This window comes from Desulfovibrio intestinalis, from assembly GCF_014202345.1.
Classification (GTDB): domain Bacteria; phylum Desulfobacterota; class Desulfovibrionia; order Desulfovibrionales; family Desulfovibrionaceae; genus Desulfovibrio; species Desulfovibrio intestinalis.
Genome location: NZ_JACHGO010000002.1, coordinates 143,294 through 161,599, shown reverse-complemented (window position 1 = coordinate 161,599; position 18,306 = coordinate 143,294). Strand labels below are relative to the sequence as shown.

At 54.9% G+C, this 18,306-nt stretch carries 15 protein-coding genes; 6 read left to right on the top strand and 9 right to left on the bottom strand.

Annotated elements, in window-relative coordinates:
- The first annotated feature begins 333 nt into the window (after nt 1-333).
- The gene (locus tag HNQ38_RS03530; RefSeq protein WP_246387975.1) at nt 334-1,197 is read left to right on the top strand and encodes an ion channel; all 864 of its coding nucleotides are present in this window, start codon (nt 334-336) and stop codon (nt 1,195-1,197) included.
- A gap of 223 nt (nt 1,198-1,420) precedes the next feature.
- Here the strand turns inward: HNQ38_RS03530 and HNQ38_RS03525 are convergent, their stop codons facing one another.
- The 6 genes from HNQ38_RS03525 to HNQ38_RS03500 all read right to left on the bottom strand — a co-directional run bounded on the left by HNQ38_RS03525 (nt 1,421) and on the right by HNQ38_RS03500 (nt 9,401).
- Nucleotides 1,421-2,638: an ABC transporter permease gene (locus tag HNQ38_RS03525; RefSeq protein WP_246387974.1), complete on the bottom strand. Its 1,218-nt coding sequence runs from the start codon at nt 2,636-2,638 to the stop codon at nt 1,421-1,423.
- Nucleotides 2,638-3,765, bottom strand: a complete 1,128-nt coding sequence (locus tag HNQ38_RS03520) for an ABC transporter permease (protein WP_183718037.1) — start codon at nt 3,763-3,765, stop codon at nt 2,638-2,640. Before HNQ38_RS03520 ends, HNQ38_RS03525 begins: the two co-directional genes overlap by 1 nt.
- A gap of 65 nt (nt 3,766-3,830) precedes the next feature.
- Nucleotides 3,831-5,621 carry an ATP-binding cassette domain-containing protein gene (locus tag HNQ38_RS03515; protein ID WP_221277796.1) on the bottom strand — a complete coding sequence of 597 codons (1,791 nt, stop codon included), beginning with the start codon at nt 5,619-5,621 and terminating at the stop codon, nt 3,831-3,833.
- Nucleotides 5,618-6,616: an HlyD family secretion protein gene (locus HNQ38_RS03510; RefSeq protein ID WP_183718036.1), complete on the bottom strand. Its 999-nt coding sequence runs from the start codon at nt 6,614-6,616 to the stop codon at nt 5,618-5,620. Before HNQ38_RS03510 ends, HNQ38_RS03515 begins: the two co-directional genes overlap by 4 nt.
- Before the next feature lie 397 nt (nt 6,617-7,013).
- The gene (locus HNQ38_RS03505) at nt 7,014-8,471 is read right to left on the bottom strand and encodes a catalase (protein WP_183718035.1); all 1,458 of its coding nucleotides are present in this window, start codon (nt 8,469-8,471) and stop codon (nt 7,014-7,016) included.
- A gap of 159 nt (nt 8,472-8,630) precedes the next feature.
- Nucleotides 8,631-9,401 carry an SPOR domain-containing protein gene (locus HNQ38_RS03500; RefSeq protein WP_183718034.1) on the bottom strand — a complete coding sequence of 257 codons (771 nt, stop codon included), beginning with the start codon at nt 9,399-9,401 and terminating at the stop codon, nt 8,631-8,633.
- 182 nt (nt 9,402-9,583) lie between these two features.
- Between HNQ38_RS03500 and HNQ38_RS03495 the strand changes: the two genes are divergently transcribed.
- On the top strand, nt 9,584-10,567 hold the full coding sequence (locus HNQ38_RS03495; protein WP_183718033.1) for a peptidoglycan glycosyltransferase: 984 nt from the start codon (nt 9,584-9,586) through the stop codon (nt 10,565-10,567).
- A 346-nt stretch (nt 10,568-10,913) separates the two neighbouring features.
- Here the strand turns inward: HNQ38_RS03495 and hypB are convergent, their stop codons facing one another.
- Nucleotides 10,914-11,582, bottom strand: a complete 669-nt coding sequence (gene hypB / locus HNQ38_RS03490) for a hydrogenase nickel incorporation protein HypB (protein ID WP_183718032.1) — start codon at nt 11,580-11,582, stop codon at nt 10,914-10,916.
- A gap of 194 nt (nt 11,583-11,776) precedes the next feature.
- Nucleotides 11,777-12,121 (bottom strand): hydrogenase maturation nickel metallochaperone HypA, encoded by a 345-nt coding sequence (locus HNQ38_RS03485; RefSeq protein ID WP_246387973.1) that lies wholly within the window; start codon nt 12,119-12,121, stop codon nt 11,777-11,779.
- Between the two features lie 78 nt (nt 12,122-12,199).
- On the opposite strand from HNQ38_RS03485, the gene HNQ38_RS03480 reads away from it, so the two are divergent.
- The 4 genes from HNQ38_RS03480 to focA all read left to right on the top strand — a co-directional run bounded on the left by HNQ38_RS03480 (nt 12,200) and on the right by focA (nt 17,471).
- Nucleotides 12,200-13,522: a tetratricopeptide repeat protein gene (locus HNQ38_RS03480; protein ID WP_183718030.1), complete on the top strand. Its 1,323-nt coding sequence runs from the start codon at nt 12,200-12,202 to the stop codon at nt 13,520-13,522.
- Between the two features lie 41 nt (nt 13,523-13,563).
- Nucleotides 13,564-14,433: an AMIN domain-containing protein gene (locus HNQ38_RS03475; RefSeq protein ID WP_183718029.1), complete on the top strand. Its 870-nt coding sequence runs from the start codon at nt 13,564-13,566 to the stop codon at nt 14,431-14,433.
- Nucleotides 14,434-14,886: 453 nt separating this feature from the next.
- Nucleotides 14,887-15,828, top strand: coding sequence for a symporter (locus HNQ38_RS03470; protein WP_183718028.1), 942 nt, complete (start codon nt 14,887-14,889; stop codon nt 15,826-15,828).
- A gap of 755 nt (nt 15,829-16,583) precedes the next feature.
- A complete protein-coding gene (gene focA / locus HNQ38_RS03465) occupies nt 16,584-17,471 on the top strand; it encodes a formate transporter FocA (protein ID WP_183718027.1) in 888 nt (295 codons plus the stop codon).
- Between the two features lie 298 nt (nt 17,472-17,769).
- On the opposite strand, the gene HNQ38_RS03460 is transcribed toward focA, so the two are convergent.
- Nucleotides 17,770-18,009, bottom strand: coding sequence for a hypothetical protein (locus HNQ38_RS03460; protein WP_183718026.1), 240 nt, complete (start codon nt 18,007-18,009; stop codon nt 17,770-17,772).
- Nucleotides 18,010-18,306 lie beyond the last annotated feature (297 nt).

Below are 18,306 nucleotides of genomic sequence, written 5' to 3'. Positions count from 1 at the left end.
CCATTATTTTCTTGAGCAAGCATTTTGAAATTGCCCTGTAGCGGCGTGAGCCGCTACCCGCCACGAGGACGCGGCACTGTTTGTGTGTCTCCACAAATGAAGATGGGGCATTTTCAAGCTTTCAACATATGAATTCTTAAAGATAATCTGCTCTGACAGATCTTACCAGAATCACTTTACGGATCGCGGGCTTTCGTGTCCACAAAAAGGACTTTGTCCCCCCTTGCCCGACGGTAACAATATTTGTAGTATCGCCTCCTAGTGAGGGGTACCATGCTGCAAAAACTGAATTCTTATCGCGCAAAGCTCTATGTTTACCGGTTTGAGATGTTGATGGCTTCCCTTCTTTGCGTTTTTGTTTTCAACATTTTTTTCCCCGACAATATATATGGCGGCATGGCCCAGTCCATCTATTTGCCGTTTCAGTTGCTGGCCGGACTGGTGCTCTTTGAATTCAAAAGGCGCGTCATCTGGCTCATCGTGCTTTTTGGCGTGTTGCTGATGATCTGTCGGTCGCTGAACCTCTTTTTTGCCAGCAGTCTGCTGGCGGAAGTGCTGCTGCTTTACATCTGTTTTTTTGGCAGCGTGACTCTTGAGGTTTTTCGGCAAATTGCCCGCGCCCATATGGTCACCACCCGCATAGTTTACGCGGCCGTGTGCGGCCTCATGCTCATCGCCTACTGCGGTTTTTACCTCTTCCTGGCCATTGAATTTGCCACCCCCGGCTCCTTCAACGGTCTGGGCGAAGGCGAAAATGCCATCAACAATCTTTTCTATTTCAGCTACATCACCATTCTGACCATAGGCTACGGCGACATCACGCCCAACACCTGGATCGCCAAAAATGCGGTGGTGCTGGTGGGCTTTATTGCCTACGTCTACTCCATTGTGGTCATAGCCACCATTGTGGGCAGAGTGCAGCGGGTGCCGCACCCCACCCCAACAGGACAAGACAGCGGCATGCCCAAGGCAGTTCCCCCTGCTTCTCATGCAGTGGCAGGCGCGCAGGGTGCACAAACCGCTCAGGCAAACCCTCAGGCCAATACCCAGACGGCAGCGCATGCCGGACAGGGCACCGCACATGCCGTAACAGATACCCCCGCACATACCGGAACACATACCACAGACCAGGCGCCCCAAGGCTCGATGCAGCAACATGTGGCGCAAGGCTTCGGCTCCGGCCACAGCCAATCCTGACAATATTCAGCTCAAACTCGGCCTTACCGGGCCGCAAAACCATAAAACGTCGGCTGGTCTGCAAAAACCAGCCGACGTTTATATATTTGACTTCCAGCTCTGACAAACCGTTATTCTGCACGAACAACACGCAACAGTGCGCAACGGCAGAAAACAGCGGAAAACAAGGGGCAGACGGGCGGCGCGTAAGCCTCCACAACGGCTGGTTACCGCCTGAAACCGCCTATGCCTTGCGCCGGAACATCCATACCGCCACGCCCACAGTCACAATGCTGATGCAGGTTATCTTGCCCAGGCTGACCGCCGCCGCAGCCACGGTGATGTCTTTAAGAAAAACCCCTTGCGTGATGGCCGTAAAATGCCGCAAAGGATTCAGCTGACTGGCATGCTGCAAAAACAGGGGCATATTCATAACGGGCGTCACTGAGCCTGAAATAAGTATACAGGGCACCCCCACTGTAAACGCGCCCAGAAAAGCCTGCTGCTGTGTGGCCGACAGTGAGGACACCATAAGCCCCACCCCGCCCGCAGCTGCCGCAAATACCAGCATGGCCAGATAGAGCAGCACCACTGACCCGGTAAATGGCACGCCAAAGCCAAACACTGAAATAAGTAAAAATATGGTGCCGTGTATCATGCCGATAAGGCAGCCGGGAACCAGCTTGGCCAGGGCAATCTCAGTGGGTATGGCAGGCGAAACCAGCAGTTGGTCAAAAGTGCCCACCTCACGTTCACGCGCTACGGAAAGCCCTGTGACTACCAGCCCCAGCATAAAACTCAACATGCCGATCAGGTTGGGCAGAAAAAACCATTGAAATTCCAGGTTGGGGTTAAACCAGCAGCGCATGCGTATATCCAGCCGGGGAACCTCGGCGGCAGCGCTTTGCATGGCCTCACCGCGCGGCGTGGCAGCCGCTACCTGGGCAACCATGCGCTCAAGATAATAGGCCGCAATCTGCGCGGCATTGGAGCGCCGTCCGTCCAGAATAACCTGCGCCTCCGCTGGTTCGCCCCTATCAATGCGGCGCGAAAATTCCTCATCAAAAACCAGTACAAAAAGCGCTTTTTGCTGATCTATGGCCGGGCGTATCTGCCCTTCGCCCTGTAAATGCCCGACGCCGCGAAAGGTAGGCGACCCTTCAATGGCGTGTAGTATGTCGCGGCTCCAGCGCCCGCTGTCGTAGTTGAGCACGGCCACGTCCACATTGCGCACTTCCATCGTGGCTGCCCAGCCGAAGATCACAATCTGCATGAGGGGCGGCACAATAATAAGCATGCGCGAAACGCGGTTGCACAGCAGTACCAGCAGTTCCTTGCGCACAATGACGGCCATGCGCCGCACATTCAGGCGAGGAAAAAAATCGCCAAGGCGGGCAGCCGCCCGCGCCCAAAACCCCTTGGCCAGGGGGGAAGCAGAAGATACCGTGCTGCGCCCCGCCATCACACATCCAGCCTTTTGACGAGATTTTTGTAAACCAGCCCCAGCAATATGGCAGCCAGCAGCCCCATAAAAGCCAAACTGGGAGCAAAAATCTCCCACACATCGCCTGTCAGAAAAATGGTGCGCAGGCAGGTATTGAAATAACTGACGGGCAACAGCCGGGTAAGGGCCTGTAAAACGGGAGGCATGCTATTGATGTCAAAAACAAAACCCGACAACAGCAGCGCTGGCAGAAAACCAGAAAACAGGCCAGCCTCTGCGGCCACAAGCTGCCCGCGCAGCGTCACGGAAATCAGCAACCCTTGTCCAAGCGCACTGAGCATGAAGACTGAAGACAGCAACAACAGCACCAGCCAGGACCCGCGAAATGGCACGGCAAAAAGCAGCACTGCCGCCCCTGCGCACAGGGCCATGCTGAACATGCCCATGCAGAAATAGGGTATGAGTTTGCCCAGCAACAGCTGCATGCGGCTGACCGGCGTTGCAAACATTGCCTCCATAGTGCCGCGTTCCCACTCGCGGGCGAAAACCAGAGACGTCAGCAAGGTGCCGATGAGCGTCATGATAACCGTAATGGCCCCCGGCACCAAAAATTGCACGCTTTTGGCCGCAGGATTGTACCAGAAGCGGGTTTGCAGATTAATGGGCTGCTGCGCCGCCACACCGCCGGGCAAGGACGTGGTCTGCCACCGGGTCACAAGCCCCTGACTGTAGCTCTGGATATACTGAGCCGTATTGGGTTCAGATCCGTCCACCAGAACCTGCAGTTCCCCCACCCCGCCACGCTCCAGCGCCGCGTCGAAATCCTGCCTGAACACCAGAATTCCCTGCACGCCAGAATCGCGCATTAGCCGGGCGGCCTCGTCCATACTGCCGACGCCATGCGTGGAAAACCAGGGCGAGTGCGCAAAGTTGGCTGCAAGGTCCAGGGAATGCCTGCCGCCACTTTCATTGAGCACAGCAAGGCGCAGCACGCCCGCATCCAGCGTGATGCCAAACCCGAAGAGCAGCAGAAAGATCAGCGGCAAAACCCCGGCCACCAGATAGGAGGACGGGTCGCGCACGATTTGCTGAAATTCCTTACGGACAAGGGCAAACAGCTGCTGGAGCCAGAGGTTTTGCTTCATACATCTTCACAAAAAGCAGGCGCGCCGTGTTGGCTGACGCGCGTTGTGGTCCGTGCATGCACGAACTATTGAGGGTGCTGCCTGTCGTACTCTTCAATGCTGGCGATAAAGGCTTCTTCCAGCGTGGGGTCTTCCACTGTTTTGCAGGAAGCCTTGAGCTCGTCGGGCGTGCCCATGCGGATCATGGCCCCCCGGTAAATAAGGGCAATGCGGTCGCAGTATTCCGCTTCTTCCATAAAATGCGTGGTGACCAGAACAGCGGCCCCGGCAGTGGTCATTGCCGAAATATGCTTCCAGAAGTCGCGGCGGGTGCGGGCATCGACGCCGGAGGTGGGTTCGTCCAGAAAAAGTACGGGCGGCTCGTGCAGGGTGGCGCACAGCAGGGCCAGGCGCTGCTTCTGCCCCAGTGGCAGATCAGCGGTGCGGCTGCGCAAAAAACTCTGCAAATTCAGGGCGTTCGCCAGCACAGGCAGCAGGGCATCGCGGCGCTTGCGGCTGAGTCCGTAAAGTTCTGCAAATATTTTTATGTTTTCCAGCACCGGAATATCCGGGTACAGAGAAAATTTTTGCGCCATATACCCCAGGTGGGCGCGGGCCTCGCTGCCCGCCGTGAGCAGGTCCATGCCGTCAACAGCGCATTGGCCGGAAGTTGGACGCGAAAGACCGCAGAGCATGCGAAACGTGGTGGACTTACCTGCACCGTTGGGGCCAAGCAGGCCGAAAATTTCGCCGGGCCGCACGTCAAAAGTGATGTCGCGGGCGGCGGTAAAATCGCCAAAGGTCTTGGTGAGCCCCTTGGCCTCAATACTTGGCTGGGACGGGTAATTTGAATCAGGCCCGCCTTGTAACTGACCTGCTCCATCTCCCACATGCAATTTTCCGTAGGGCGAAGGATTTTGATCAATGCCGCCCACAGCGCTCATATAAGCGTCTTCCAGCCGTGGGGGCACTGCCTCGCCGCCTTTGTCCAGAACCTCGCGCCGAAGTTCCGGGGAAGCGCCTTCCGCCAGCACCAAACGGATGCGGCTGCCCTGCACAAGCGCATCCTCAATACCCGGGCACATGCTCCAGGCGGCCAGTTCCTGTCTGTGGGCTCCGGCAGGAGTTTTAAGCAGAAAAACCCGCCCCTGTGCACGCTTGGTGAAATCCTCCGGATCTCCGGCGTAAAGAACGCTGCCCTCGTCCAGCACAATAACCTGTGCGCAGCGCTCGGCCTCATCCAGATAGGCAGTGGCCCAAATGACAGTCATACCATCACGGCTGAGATCCTGCACCATGCGCCACAATTCGCGGCGTGATTGCGGGTCTACCCCCACCCCCGGCTCGTCCAGAAGCAGCAGGCGCGGCGACCCCAAAAGAGCACAGGCAATACCGAGCTTTTGCTTCATGCCGCCGGAAAGACGCCCGGCCAGTCTGTCAGTAAACGGCGCAAGAGAAGTAAACTGCAACAGGCGGTCAAATATGTTCTGGCGTGCCTGCCCTTCCAGACCGCGCAGGCTGGCGTGCAAAAGCAGGTTGCCCATAACGCTGATGTCTTCATACAGGCCAAAACGCTGTGGCATGTAGCCTATGCTGTTGGCGCTCTCGCTCACAAGTTTTTGTGGCGGCCTGCCAAAAACCACCGCTTCGCCGTGCGTTGGAAGCATCAACCCCGCCAAAATGCGCATAAGCGTGGTTTTACCCGCTGCATCCGGCCCCACAAGACCTGTTATACATCCGGCGGGCACCACGGCGGAAATGCTGTTCAAGGCAGTTACTGCATGATTTCCCTTGCCGAAAACCATGCCCAGATCACGCAACTGTACGGCTGAATCACCCTCAATACACGGGGTGTGAGCCGTCGTCATTGCGCTCATGGCCGGGCTGCCTCTTCAACAATAATGGTAACGGGCATGCCCTGACGCATGAGATTTTCCGGGTCTTCGGCCTGTACACGCAGCCGATAGACCAGCGCAGTGCGCACCTCACGGGTTTCCACAGTTTTGGGCGTAAACTCCGCTGTGGGTGAAATGAACCCCACCTTACCGGGAAAGCTTTTGTCAGGAGCCGCATCCACCAGCACGCGCACCGCCATGCCGGGCTTGATGCGCCCAAGATCAGGTTCATCAACATAGGCCCGCAGCCAGACCGGATCTGTAAGCGTGAGCGTATAGACAGTCTGCCCTGTCTGCACGATGGCTCCTGCCTCGCGGGCGCGGGTGAGCACAACGCCTTTTTGCGGGGCCGTCAGTACACTGTCGCGCAACTGGATTTCTGCCCGGTTCAGGGCGGCTTCGGCAGCAGCCACGGCAGCGCGCTGGGCCTGCACTTCCTCTTCTCTGTAGCCGGAAAGCAGCATGTTCAGCTGATCCTGAGCGGAACGGAGCCTGGCCGCAGTTTCGCGAGACTGCGCGCGGGCGTTGTCCAGTTCTTTCTGGGAAATGGCGTTGGATGTGCGCATGGCTGTAACACGGCGCAGATTGATGGCGGCGTTTTCAGACAATGCCGTTGCTGCGCTTACCGCCGCCTTGGCCTGAGCGACTTCTTCAACGCGGTAACCACGCTCAAGCCGCGCCAGAGAGGCTTTTTCTCCCTCAAGGCGGGCGGCGGCCTCATCACGCTGCTGGGTCAGCAAATCGGCGTCCAGCTGCGCCAGCGCCTGCCCCTCGGCCACACTGTCGCCCTCGTCCACAAGAACAGCATTAATGCGTCCTGCCACACGAAAGGCCAGGTCAACCTGACGGATATCCACATTGCCATAGAGCGTGAGACTTCCGGCATGCCTGTTGTCCAGCCAGCGCCATAAAAAAAAGGTTGCCAGCACTACGCCTGCCACAGCAGCTATGCCCGCAACCTTACGAGAAATATGCATGGGCCCTCCGATCCCCTGAGACGTTCAGTATTCGTCTTCCGGTGGTTGGCGGGCAGCCCTCGGGCTTCATGATTTCACTGCCCGGCCCGCCGTGTTGTAAACAGCCGCCACATGGGGTGCTGCGGCAGCAGGTGCAAAACATACTCAGTGCCGCGAGCCTTGTCCACAAAAGCTGTTTTGTGAAGAACAGCAACGCCAATGGCAGGTTCAGATCAACCGCTCCCCCCATCTGATGAACGTCATGTACCCTTGGCAGTTTTTTACTCTGTTCGCCCCACTCCATTCTTGCCGGGCCATAACGCGCCCGCCCCGGCTTTGTTAAACCGGGGCGGGATATTTATGGCAGCTTGCACTGCCGCGTGAAGAGCAGGAACCGACAGGCGTTACGTCTTCTATTTTATATTTCGGAAGGATCTATGCCGCAAGCGCGAGCCACGCCCGCGCCATAAGCCGGATCAGCCTTGGCGCAGTTACGGATGTGGCGCAGTTTTATGGTCTTGGGCGCATCGCCCAGCTGACGGGCGGTATTGCCGAACAGGGCGTCCTGCTGCTCGGGCGTCATAAGACGGAACAGCTTGCCGGGCTGTTCATAGTAGTCAGCGTCGTCGCAGGGGTAGGACCAGTGGTCAGCATCGCCGTTGATCTTCAGCGGCGGTTCGGCGGCGTCGGGCTGTTCCTGCCACGCGCCGTAACTGTTGGGCTCATAGTTGGTATAGCCGCCATAGTTGCCGTCCACACGCATCTGGCCGTCACGGTGATAGCTGTGGAAGGGGCAACGCGCCTTGTTGACCGGGATAAGATGATGGTTCACGCCCAAGCGGTAGCGCTGGGCATCACCATAGGAGAACAGACGTCCCTGAAGCATTTTATCCGGCGAAAAACCGATGCCGGGCACAATGTTGGCAGGGTTGAACGCAGCCTGCTCCACCTCGGCAAAGTAGTTTTCAGGATTGCGGTTCAGTTCCAGCACACCCACTTCATGCATGGGCACGTCTTTGTGGTACCAGACCTTGCTGAGGTCAAAAGGATGGTAGGGAAGTTTTTCGGCATCAAGCTCGGGCATAACCTGTACAAAAAGGGTCCATTTGGGAAAGTCGCCTTTTTCAATGTGCTCGAACAGGTCGCGCTGATGGCTGTCGCGGTCGCGCCCGATCAATTCCTGGGCTTCGGCGTCAGTAAGGTTTTTGATGCCCTGCTGGGTTTTGAAATGGAACTTGACCCAGTAGCGTTCATTTTTGGCATTGATAAAGCTGAAGGTATGGCTGCCAAAACCGTGCATATGCCTGTAGGAAGCGGGAATGCCACGGTCGCTCATAACGATGGTGACCTGATGCAAAGCTTCGGGAAGCAGAGTCCAGAAATCCCAGTTGTCGTGAGCGCTGTGCATGTTGGTGTGCGGATTGCGCTTCACCACATGGTTGAGGTCGGGAAATTTCAGGGGGTCACGCAGGAAAAAGACGGGGGTGTTGTTGCCTACAAGGTCAAAGTTGCCTTGATCGGTGTAAAACTTCATGGCAAAGCCGCGGATGTCGCGCTCTGCGTCAGCAGCGCCACGCTCGCCAGCCACCGTGGAAAACCTGATAAACAAATCAGTTTTTTTACCTACCTGAGAAAACATCGAGGCCTTGGTAAAACGCGTGATGTCGTGTGTGACGGTAAAGGTGCCATACGCTCCTGAACCCTTGGCGTGCATGCGCCTTTCTGGAATAAGTTCCCTGTCGAAATGGGCCAGTTTTTCGAGAAACCACACATCCTGCAAAAGCATGGGACCACGTGGCCCGGCTGTGAGCACTCTGTTGTTGTCAGCCACCGGCGCACCGGCATTGTTAGTGAGCTTGCTTTGATCGTTCGGCATTGTGTCTCTCCTTGGTTTGCCTGTGGGGGGGCCAAGGGGCAGCTACTGCCTGCCCTCCCTCAGACTATGGCATAAATAGGATGAGCTTGTAAACAGTAATCATTACTATTTTCAAATAAGCTGAACATCTCTCTGAACCCTCTGAACATCATCAACAATTTACTGTTTCACCGGAGTCTTGCTGCGTAAAATGGGCTTGCCCAGATTTAAACTTTCACAGGCATGCACCACTTCCGCAGCCCTGGCCTCATTGCCCCTCAAAAGAACCAGGATCACCAGCAGCTTGCCCGAACGCTGCAGGCGGGTTCTCAGGCCGCGCCCCTCAAGGCGCTGGCGTAAGCCGTCAACACTTTCTTCATCCTTGAAGGCTCCGACCTGAAAAACGTAGTCAAACATATTCCCCACAGGCTGCAGGCTGTTCAACACTACAGGGTGGTTTTCCTGAGTGGCTTGCGCTGCCTGCCCGGCAGGCGTTGCGGAAGTATTTACAGGTGCGCCGCCCTGCTGGCGTTGTGCGCCGGGCTGTGCCGCAGGCTGACCCGCCGGAGCCTTGGCACCGGGCTGGGCAGCTGCTTGCGCGCCCACGGCGGGTGCAAGGGGTTGCGGGCCGTCGGTCATTCCTGGCGGCAGCGTTTCACCTCGCAGCAATCTGGCAAACCGCAACTCTTCAGGTGCAAGAATGCGCTGTTTGGGCGCAGTTTCATCTATTGGCTCAACAATGACGCCCTTGCCCTGAGCGCCCTCCACAACAACAGATTGCGAAGCGTGAGAACGCCAGTACGCCCTGCCGCTCATGACGCCGCCCACATAGGCAAGCGCAATGGCCGCCACAACCAGAAAACTGGCCGCCAGCAATGAGGTGGGCCGCAGGCACAGGCGTTTTGGTGAATCTTCCTGGCTTGACGGCGAATTATGCGACGCTGGAGGCATATCTTTTCCTTTAATCCTGATAAATGATATATATACTTCTATTGGAGTTCAAACATGCTTAACATAGCAGGCGCGGCTTCAAGCGTAAAGTATGCCAACAAAGCCCGGCCCGGCTGACTTGCGGGTACGCCCCGCGCTCTGGTATAGGTTTTGTGTCTTACAAAGACTTCGGGAGTTTGCTCATGATCATCAGTAATAGTTCGCGGCTTGGCCTGCCTTTGGTCCTCGCCTGCTTCATATTCCTTTTGTGGAGTACAGCCAGCATGGCCGCCGCTCCGCAAAACCTGTCCATTGCCAACAACACGGGTGAAGATCTGCTCAACATTCATCTGCAGAAGGGCAAGGTTACGCAGTTCATGCGTCTTGATATGCCCCCCGGCGGCAGCGAAGAAATTGAGAACCCCGGCGGCACGGTTGAGTTGCGGCTGGATACGGGGCTGGCCCTGTGGACCTTCAGCCGCGTGCCCCTGGCACAGGCTGCAAGCCTGACTTTTGGCCCGCAGCCCGACACCCTGACCCTTGTTACGGGCAAGGGAGACAAACGCCAGTTCAGCGCCCGCATGCGCAGCCTTTTGCCTGATGAAAACAGCGGCCCGGTCTGCGCGCTGGACCAGTTTCGCCCCGGTATGCACATGAAGGATGTTTGCGCCCTGCTGGATCAAAGCCCGCCCCACGACGACAACGACGCCGTGCTTACCAGCCTTGGCTTTGCAGGCATGGTTTGGGCAGCCCGGCTGTTGCCGGGTCAGGCGGAAAACGGCAAATCCGGCATATTCCGGTCGGCTGGCCCTGACCGCCTTGAGCATATGGAGCTGCGCCGCAAGCTGGACGCCGCCACGCTGCACAAGCTGCTGACAACCCTGTACGCGCAGGGCTATGCTCCCTGGCAGGCCGAATTTCCCGGTCTGGATATGAACTTTGTTGAAATGCCCAAGAGCGACAGCGCCAGACACAAAGAAATATTGCAGCAGGTGCTGGACTATTTTATGGCTTCCGGCCAGGGCGAAGCCACTGTCATGCTGGCGCCATCGGCCATGCTGCCCAATCTGGCCGATGCCGACAAGCCGCAAAGCGATGTACAGCTGTTTACGCTGACCCTGCGCCACAGCTCAAAAAATCTGGTGGTGGATGTGGCTGCCTATCAGGCTAGTGAAGGCGGCCGCTAGACAGCGCAGCTCGTTGCCGCCACGTTGAACGTCACCTTTTATTCCAGCCGGGTGCCGTAGGAGTACACGGTCGGCGGAACAGGTTCGTTCCGCCGAGATGACAACGTTAACCAGCTCAAGAACAATCTGCTTTAAAGATGTTCTGGCATAGAATATTCTGGTCGCCCTGCAGCAGTGGGGCCATTGGTCAAATTCTGCCCGATGAGTAGCTGCAGCAACGGTCAGTTTTTATAAGAAATCCCGGTATGGATTCGTCCATGCCGGGATTTCTTATAAACAAGCTCAACTGGCAGCACTACTTTGCCGAAAATCGTATTTTTCAGCAAAATTGCAACGTGAATCTGCTCTAGATGGGACGCCCTTCTTTTTTGGCCGCCCGCTTGTCGCGCAGCCAAGCGTACCACTCTTCCAGCCCCTGACCCTGACGGCAGGAAACTTCAAAAATATCAAGATCCTTGTTCAGCTTGGTGGCAAAATTGCGGGCGCGCTGCATGTCAAAGTCCACATAGGGCAGCAGGTCCACCTTGTTGAGCACAAGGGAGCGCGCCAGATTGAAAAGCAGAGGATATTTTTCAGGCTTGTCGTCGCCTTCAGCCACGCTCAGCAAAGCAACCTTGGCGTCTTCGCCGCAGTCAAATTCCACAGGGCACACAAGATTGCCCACATTTTCAATAAACAGAATATCCACACCTGTGAGATCAAGGCTGTCCAGCGCGGTCAGAATCATGTTGCTGTCGAGGTGGCAGCCGCCATCGGTGTTGATTTGCACAGCCTGAGCGCCAGTGGCGGCCACGCGGCGGGCATCGTTATCTGTTTGCAGATCGCCTTCAACCACGGCCATGCGAAATTCTCCCGCCAGATCGGTCAGCGTGCGTTCGAGCAGGGTTGTCTTGCCCGCGCCAGGCGAGCTGATGAGATTCAGTGTCAGAATCCCATTTTCAGACAACCGCTTGCGCACATGAGCCGCCATTTTTTCGTTGGCTTCCAACACATTGCGAACCACGGGAATTTGCATGCCGGTCTCCTTGCAGACTCCTTGCGGAGCCTTGTCTGAAGTAGTGGGCTGATGGGGGGACAATATCGACAAAAAAACGCCCGACAGCAAAGCCGCGCCTGCCATCGGAATACAAAGCCTAAGTACGGCTGCTCATTATTGGGAACAATTCATTGCTCAAGCCGCCGAATGATATAAACAGAGGTTCGCCGGAACTAGCTGGCCTCAAGGCGGTTCAAATACAGTTCACGCCCCTGTTTTACCACATGTCCGAATTGCTCGCCGCAACCGGGACAGGGCTGTATAAGAGCGTCCTGCCCTTCGCCGCCAAAATCAGCGCCGCAAAACGGGCAGTGCAACTGCAAAGGCAGCTCTTCCAGTTCAAGGCGCGCGCCCTCGTGAGGTGTGCCCTGAATCATCGTTTCAAAGCAGAACTGAAGAGACTCGGGCACTATTCCGGCAAGTGCGCCATACTTGACGTTTACAACCTCAAGACGTGTGCAGCCCTGACGGGAGATTTCCTCTTCCGACATCTTCAGCAAACTTTGTGCAATGGACATTTCATGCATGCCGCCATATTAGCGCAAACCCCCGGCAACGTAAAGCCAGGAAGGCATTCTTGCCATTCGGCGTAAATAATGTACATTTCAGCCATGCGTCGCTCAAAATTTTCAGGCGTGTACTCTTTTTCCACCGACTGGACGGAAAATCGCCGCAAAAACCACTACTTCGTATGGGAACTTCCCGACGGAGCTTTTGCAGTACAGGAACTCAACAAAGCGTTCCAACCGTTAGCCGAACCAGAAAGAATCAGCGCCAGATCATTTGCCAAAAACTTCAGGGCAGAACCAGAAATACTGGCAATGCCCGTCACTACGCCGGATCTTTCGCACTTCGAAAATAAAGAGAAGGCCGCCAGCAGTACAGATGCTGTACAACAGGCGGTATCTACTGGTGCGGAATTGTCTGGCATTTCCCCGTCGCTCTCGCAAAATTCAGCTGCCAGTGCTGCCCGGCCCAATGCCGTAGCTGCCGCAGCCCAAGGCGCGACACAGGCAGCCCCGCAAGCCGCCGCCCAAGCACTTGGGCAAAGTGCAGCAAAGGTACCCACGCAGATTCAGCCGCGCGGCGCTATGGCCTCTGCCCGTGATGCGGGCAAATCCGCCACCACAGGTGCAAATGCCGGGCAGCGCGCCGCCACGCCGGGCAAAGACGCAGCTTCTTTCAGCCAGCCCGGCGACCCTGCCACTGCCGTTGCGGCAAAGCACGGTGCGCAGCGTTTGCAGGCAACCCCAAAAACGTCTTCCCAGCAACTCCGGATGGTTGTTGCAGGCGAAGACCAGGGCCCGGCCTTTCAAAAAATGCCTGCGCCCCCGTCCAAGGGAGCGCCTGCTGTCTCCAGCGCTTTGAGCCAAGGGACCAGCCGAGCAGGAAATAAGATTTCCCTGGCTGAACTAGACAGGGACGCGAAGTTGCCGTTACCGGGCTCAAGCCCTGCGCCAGCGAGCAGCCCAATGAGCCTGGAGGCCATGCGCAAGGCCAAAATGACGGAATCGCGATTGCGCGAAACATTCCGCCAGACCTTGCTGCGGCTCAGACGCCCACGCGAGCGCCAGGCCGCCTTGAGCGCCCTTGAGCAGCTGGCCGGGTCTACAGAAGACATCTGCACAATGCATAAGCATATGTTCAGGGATTTCGGCGTCAGGCTGCGCCAGAGTTCGCAACCGGCTCTGGCCCTTTTGTTCAGCCGCAAGGTTGTGGAACTTGCGCCGGACGATGACCACGCCCACTTCAATCTTGCCCGTATTCTCTGTTTGCTCGGCCAGTTTGATGAGGCCGCCGCTCACATTCGGGCAGCAATGACTATGGGCGGTGAAGAACCCACATATTTTCGAATGCTGGTACACATCCGCAAAGAAAAGATGCAAAACCAGGGACAATCCAGTTCCCGTGGCCGCTGAAAATATTCAGGACAAACTAGTTTTGGCAGGAGCCTTTAGGCATGAATAAAGTGATACTAAGTCTTCTTCTGGCAGTCTGCGTGTTGGGCATGGCCCTCATTATGCTTAATGAAAAACTGCGTAAGCCAGAGCAAGCGCCCATTACACAGGCAACTCTGAGCCAGGGTGCTGACGCCGGTGCAGACAGCCCGGCAGTTCCTGATATGGAATTGCCGCCTCTTGGCGATACCGGGCAGGCTGCAAAAACCGGCGGCCCTGCCGAGCAGCCTTACCTTCCGCCTCTGCCAGTGGAATCTGGACATAGCCCTGCCCCGCTTGACCGGGCTCCTCAGTTGGAAAGCAATACCCTGCGCAGCGCTGACGCGGCTTCTGTTCATGCTCCGCTGCCCGAACCGGTAAAGCATAAGCCTGAGCCTGTCAGTGCGGCTGACAAGGCCACCAGCGCTTCCAAGCCCGAAGCGACCAGCCCCGCCAAGCCTGCTGCTCCTGTTGCGCCCGCCGTGCCTGCAGCCCCTGCGGCCCCGGAAAAAACCAAAGCACCAGAAAAAACCGCGCAGGACAAGCCCAGCAATACGGAAAAGGCGGCCAAGGCAGCGCCACAAAAACAGGAAATCACACGTTTTGTAGTTTTTGCCCGTGACAAGGGCGCTACCATTCGGCTTGTGGGCACAGCCCCCCTCAACTACAAAAACATGACCCTCAACAGCCCCGAAAGGCTGGTGCTGGATCTGGAAGGCAAGTGGCAGGTCAAAGCGCCTGGCGTGCCCAAAAATCCTTTGGTCACCAACATTCGCTTGGGTAAGATGGACGACAAGACCAGGGTTGTCATTGACCTTTCGGGCAAGCCTGCGCATGTTCGCTACGTTCTTTCCAAAGATAAGCTTTCGCTGGACATTCGGGTAGATCAGTAGCCATCAGTAGTGGTTGCACCGGATTTAAAGTATTCTGTGTGAAAGGCCTCGGCAAAAGCCGAGGCCTTTCACTTTCGAAAATATTTCCTGAGAGCCAAAAGACTTCACTGCTTTTTGACCATATGAATCTGCCAGCCCCTGCCCCATATTGCCCCCAGTTTTGCCGCAATCCACATGCAGGAGATTGACGGTGAAAGCCTTTATGCAGGGCTGTGCCGCAATTACGTTTACAGAAAATGCCTGAAATATAGCAGAATATGAAATCATAGTCGCTGCGAAAACAGCTGTGCACGAGCCTCGCGCAAACACGTTTGGCCGCATGCCTGCCAACATCACGCAGGTCGCTGTATGTCAGATCAGAACACCAAACGTCACTGGCATAATCATGCAACCCAATATTTTGCTTGAGTTTTATAGCGCCTTCCGGGCAAGGTGCGAAAAACAGGTGGTGCAATGAATCCTTGCGACCTCATAATGGTACTTTCTTCACTGGCTTCAATGGCGGCAGGCGTTTTTTTGCCGCAGTTGGCCGCTCCGCTGTCAGCCATGCCGCGGCTTATTCTCATCTTTATGCTGTTCATGAGCTTTCTGGCTGTGGGCGCTGAAGAATTGCGAAAAGAAACCCGCGCTATGGCAGCGCCGCTGTGCCTGTTGACGTTTTACCGCCTCGCGCTGCTGCCAATACTTTGCCTGGCTGTTTTTCGCCTTATCATGCCCCAGTTCGCCTTGGGGGCGTTTTTGCTGGGCGCGGCCCCGGTGGGTGTAATGGCCGCAGTTTTTTCTCTTATGCTTGGAGCCAATACGGCGCTTATTCTTGTGGCAAACATCGCCACATCCCTTCTGCTTCCCCTGAGCCTGCCCGCCATGCTTTCCCTCACCGACAGTGCACTACGGCTACTTGGGCTCGCTCCTCTGAATTTGCCCCCGCATCTGGAACTGGGACATATGGGCCTTTCGCTTGCCGTAACCATTCTGCTGCCCTTTGTCGCCGCCCACTTCACCCGCATGTACTGGAACAGATTGCGCTGTTCTTTGCTGCGCCACCAGTTTCCTTTGCTGACCGTCGCCATAGCAGTTTCAAACATCTCTATTTTCAGCAATTATGGGGGATTACTGCGGCAATCGCCATCGTTCATTCTTCAGGCGCTGGGCGCGGCCTGCCTGCTGTGTGTGCTCATGACGCTGGCGGCGCTGCCCATCACCCGCCACATGACGCGACAAACACGCCTTGCCTTTCTGATCTCTTTTGGCGTCATCAACAATGTGCTGCTCATGATCGTGTGTATGGAATTCTTTAGCGCGACAGAAGCGCTGATGGCTGCCGCCTATCTGGCCCCTCTCTATGTGCTGCTGTTCTACTACCGCCTGTGCACCCGAGATCCCGCGCGCACGTAATACAGCCATTTGAAAGCCTCCATAGCCATGCAAATCCGTAGCACCTTCAGTTAGTTTGTAAGGAGCAGCCCTTTTGCAAAAGGGCCGATCCTCACTCCCCTTACAAAAAAACTTATTCTATTCACTAAATTACAAAAATATTGCGGTTTGACACGAAGCCTTTACAGGCCGCGCTTTTCAGACATCACACAGGTTCAAAGCAAGCCTGTTTTGATCTTTTTACACCGTGGCTCGCGGCAGCAAAGTGCCTTTTCAGTCCACAAAAGACTTGAGTATGCCTGCCCTCCCAACCCGCAGATAAAACAAAATTTTCTCATTTCGTCATAAAAAACACAAAAACCTGGTTTTCATATTTTTTAATCTTTCCAGTACGATCCATGCTGGAGCAAAAAAGCAAACTAACGGCAGAAATAAGCCTACTATTTTATTATTATAAAAATATATCGACATTAAAAACACCATTAAACAGTATATAAACAAAAATTTTGAAGCGCCATAGCCAATTCTTAATTATTAACTACATATAATAAGACAATAATAACATTATAAAAATTTATATACGAAAACTACCCACAATGATAAACAAAATAAAAATAATATTATAAATTACACACATCATTATATATGCGTTCGCAAGACCATTATGGAAAATTATTCGCGACTGGTTTATGGTGGCGAACTTTTTGACATCCATTTTGATTCTTCTATCGCCTTAAACGTCTTGCCAACCTGATTCCTCCCAAAGGAGAACGTTCATGACTGGAGCGTCTTTTGAAGCGCTGAATCCTCGCCAGATGTACGGCAAGGTTGTGGAAACAATGATAATCAAGGCGACAAGGCCTCCTCGTCAGGCTTTTTTGCTGGCAGTGATGGCGGGCCTGTTCATCGGGCTGGGCTTTGTATATTGCGCCGTGGCAAACGTTACCGGGGCAGGAAAAATTGTTGGCGGGCTTGTATTCAGTCTTGGTCTTATGCTTGTTGTGGTGTTGGGCGGCGACCTTTTCACCTCAACCACTATGACGCTTGTTCCGCGCGCCAGCCGCAAGATCACCTGGCGGCAGATGTTCTCCAACTGGGGCGTTGTTTATGCGGGAAACTTTATTGGCGCTATTGCGCTGGTGGCCCTCATTCTTCTTAGCGGGCACCCCTGGAAAGACGGCGGCAGCATTGCCCTTTATTATATCAAAACCACTGAATACAAACTGACGTACACCTTCACCGAGGCCCTCTTTCTTGGGGTCATGTGCAATCTGATGGTCTGCCTTGGCGTTTGGATGGGCTACTCTGGGCGCTCGCTTTTTGACAAGATGGCCGCCTGTCTTTTTCCCGTGGGCTTGTTTATTTCATGTGGATTTGAGCACAGTATCGCCAACATGTTCATGATCCCCATCGGCATACTTTGCAGTGGCATGATGCCCCCCGAAGTGGCGGCCAAACTGGCGGACCCGGTTAACACCCTCTCTTTGCTCACCTGGGAAAACTTTGTGCTGAAAAATCTTATTCCGGTGACGCTGGGCAACATACTTGGCGGCGGCGTACTTGTGGGGTTGTTCCACTGGCTCGTTTTTGCGCGTGAAAGTGCTCAGGAAGCCAGCGCAACAACCCCCAGCCACGAAAGTCTTGATGAACCAAACGCAGGCTGATTCAGGGCAGCCCCAAAGCATTTTTTCTATTTGCCAAAACGGCATGTAAGCCGATTTTAACAAAAATTTGCCGCAGCCGCCGAAGGGCGCACAAAAAAGCTGCAAACATTCAGATACTCCCCCCATAAGGCAACATGTGCTCCCTTGCTAAAACTGATTGCGAGGGAGCACATTATTTTTACAATCTTACAAAGGCACAGGTTCGTTGCCAATCATCCACTTTTGCACGTTGGAAAAATATTTTCCTGCAAGATGACAATGATCTCCTGCGCACATTACCCTTGATGCATTTTTGTTTTCACACTACCATTATCGAAAAATAACCTGCTGAATCAAAAATATTGCAAACAGATTTTTTGCGCTTTGCCTGCAAAAAAACAAAGTACGTTCTAATGGCATGAAATTGCATAGCACACCAATTGTACTGAATCTTTCTAGCTCCCACCGGGCTTTTCCTGTTGCGCGCCATATGCAGCAGGGCAAACTCACCAGTGGTGGCACCTGACGTTGCGGCGCTGTGGGGCAGGTTGTCTCGCATTATCCTTCACGCAGGGCCAGCACATAATCCTACCATTTCCGCCCTGCCTGACAGGGTTGCCACAACCATATTTCGCAGCGCAAGTTTCGCATAATCATGCGGAACTTTTTTTTATTTTGACAATTTTTTCTGTCATATCTCTCTGTTGCGCACTTGCTTGCAACAACGAAAACAAACCGGGGTGGCGCAGCGCGGCAGACTTTCTGTTGAAAAGAACAGTATCGGCAGAGCGCCAATACAAATTTTCGGTATGGCAAAATCAGTTTGGTGCGAAGCTACAGATGCAACAGACATGTC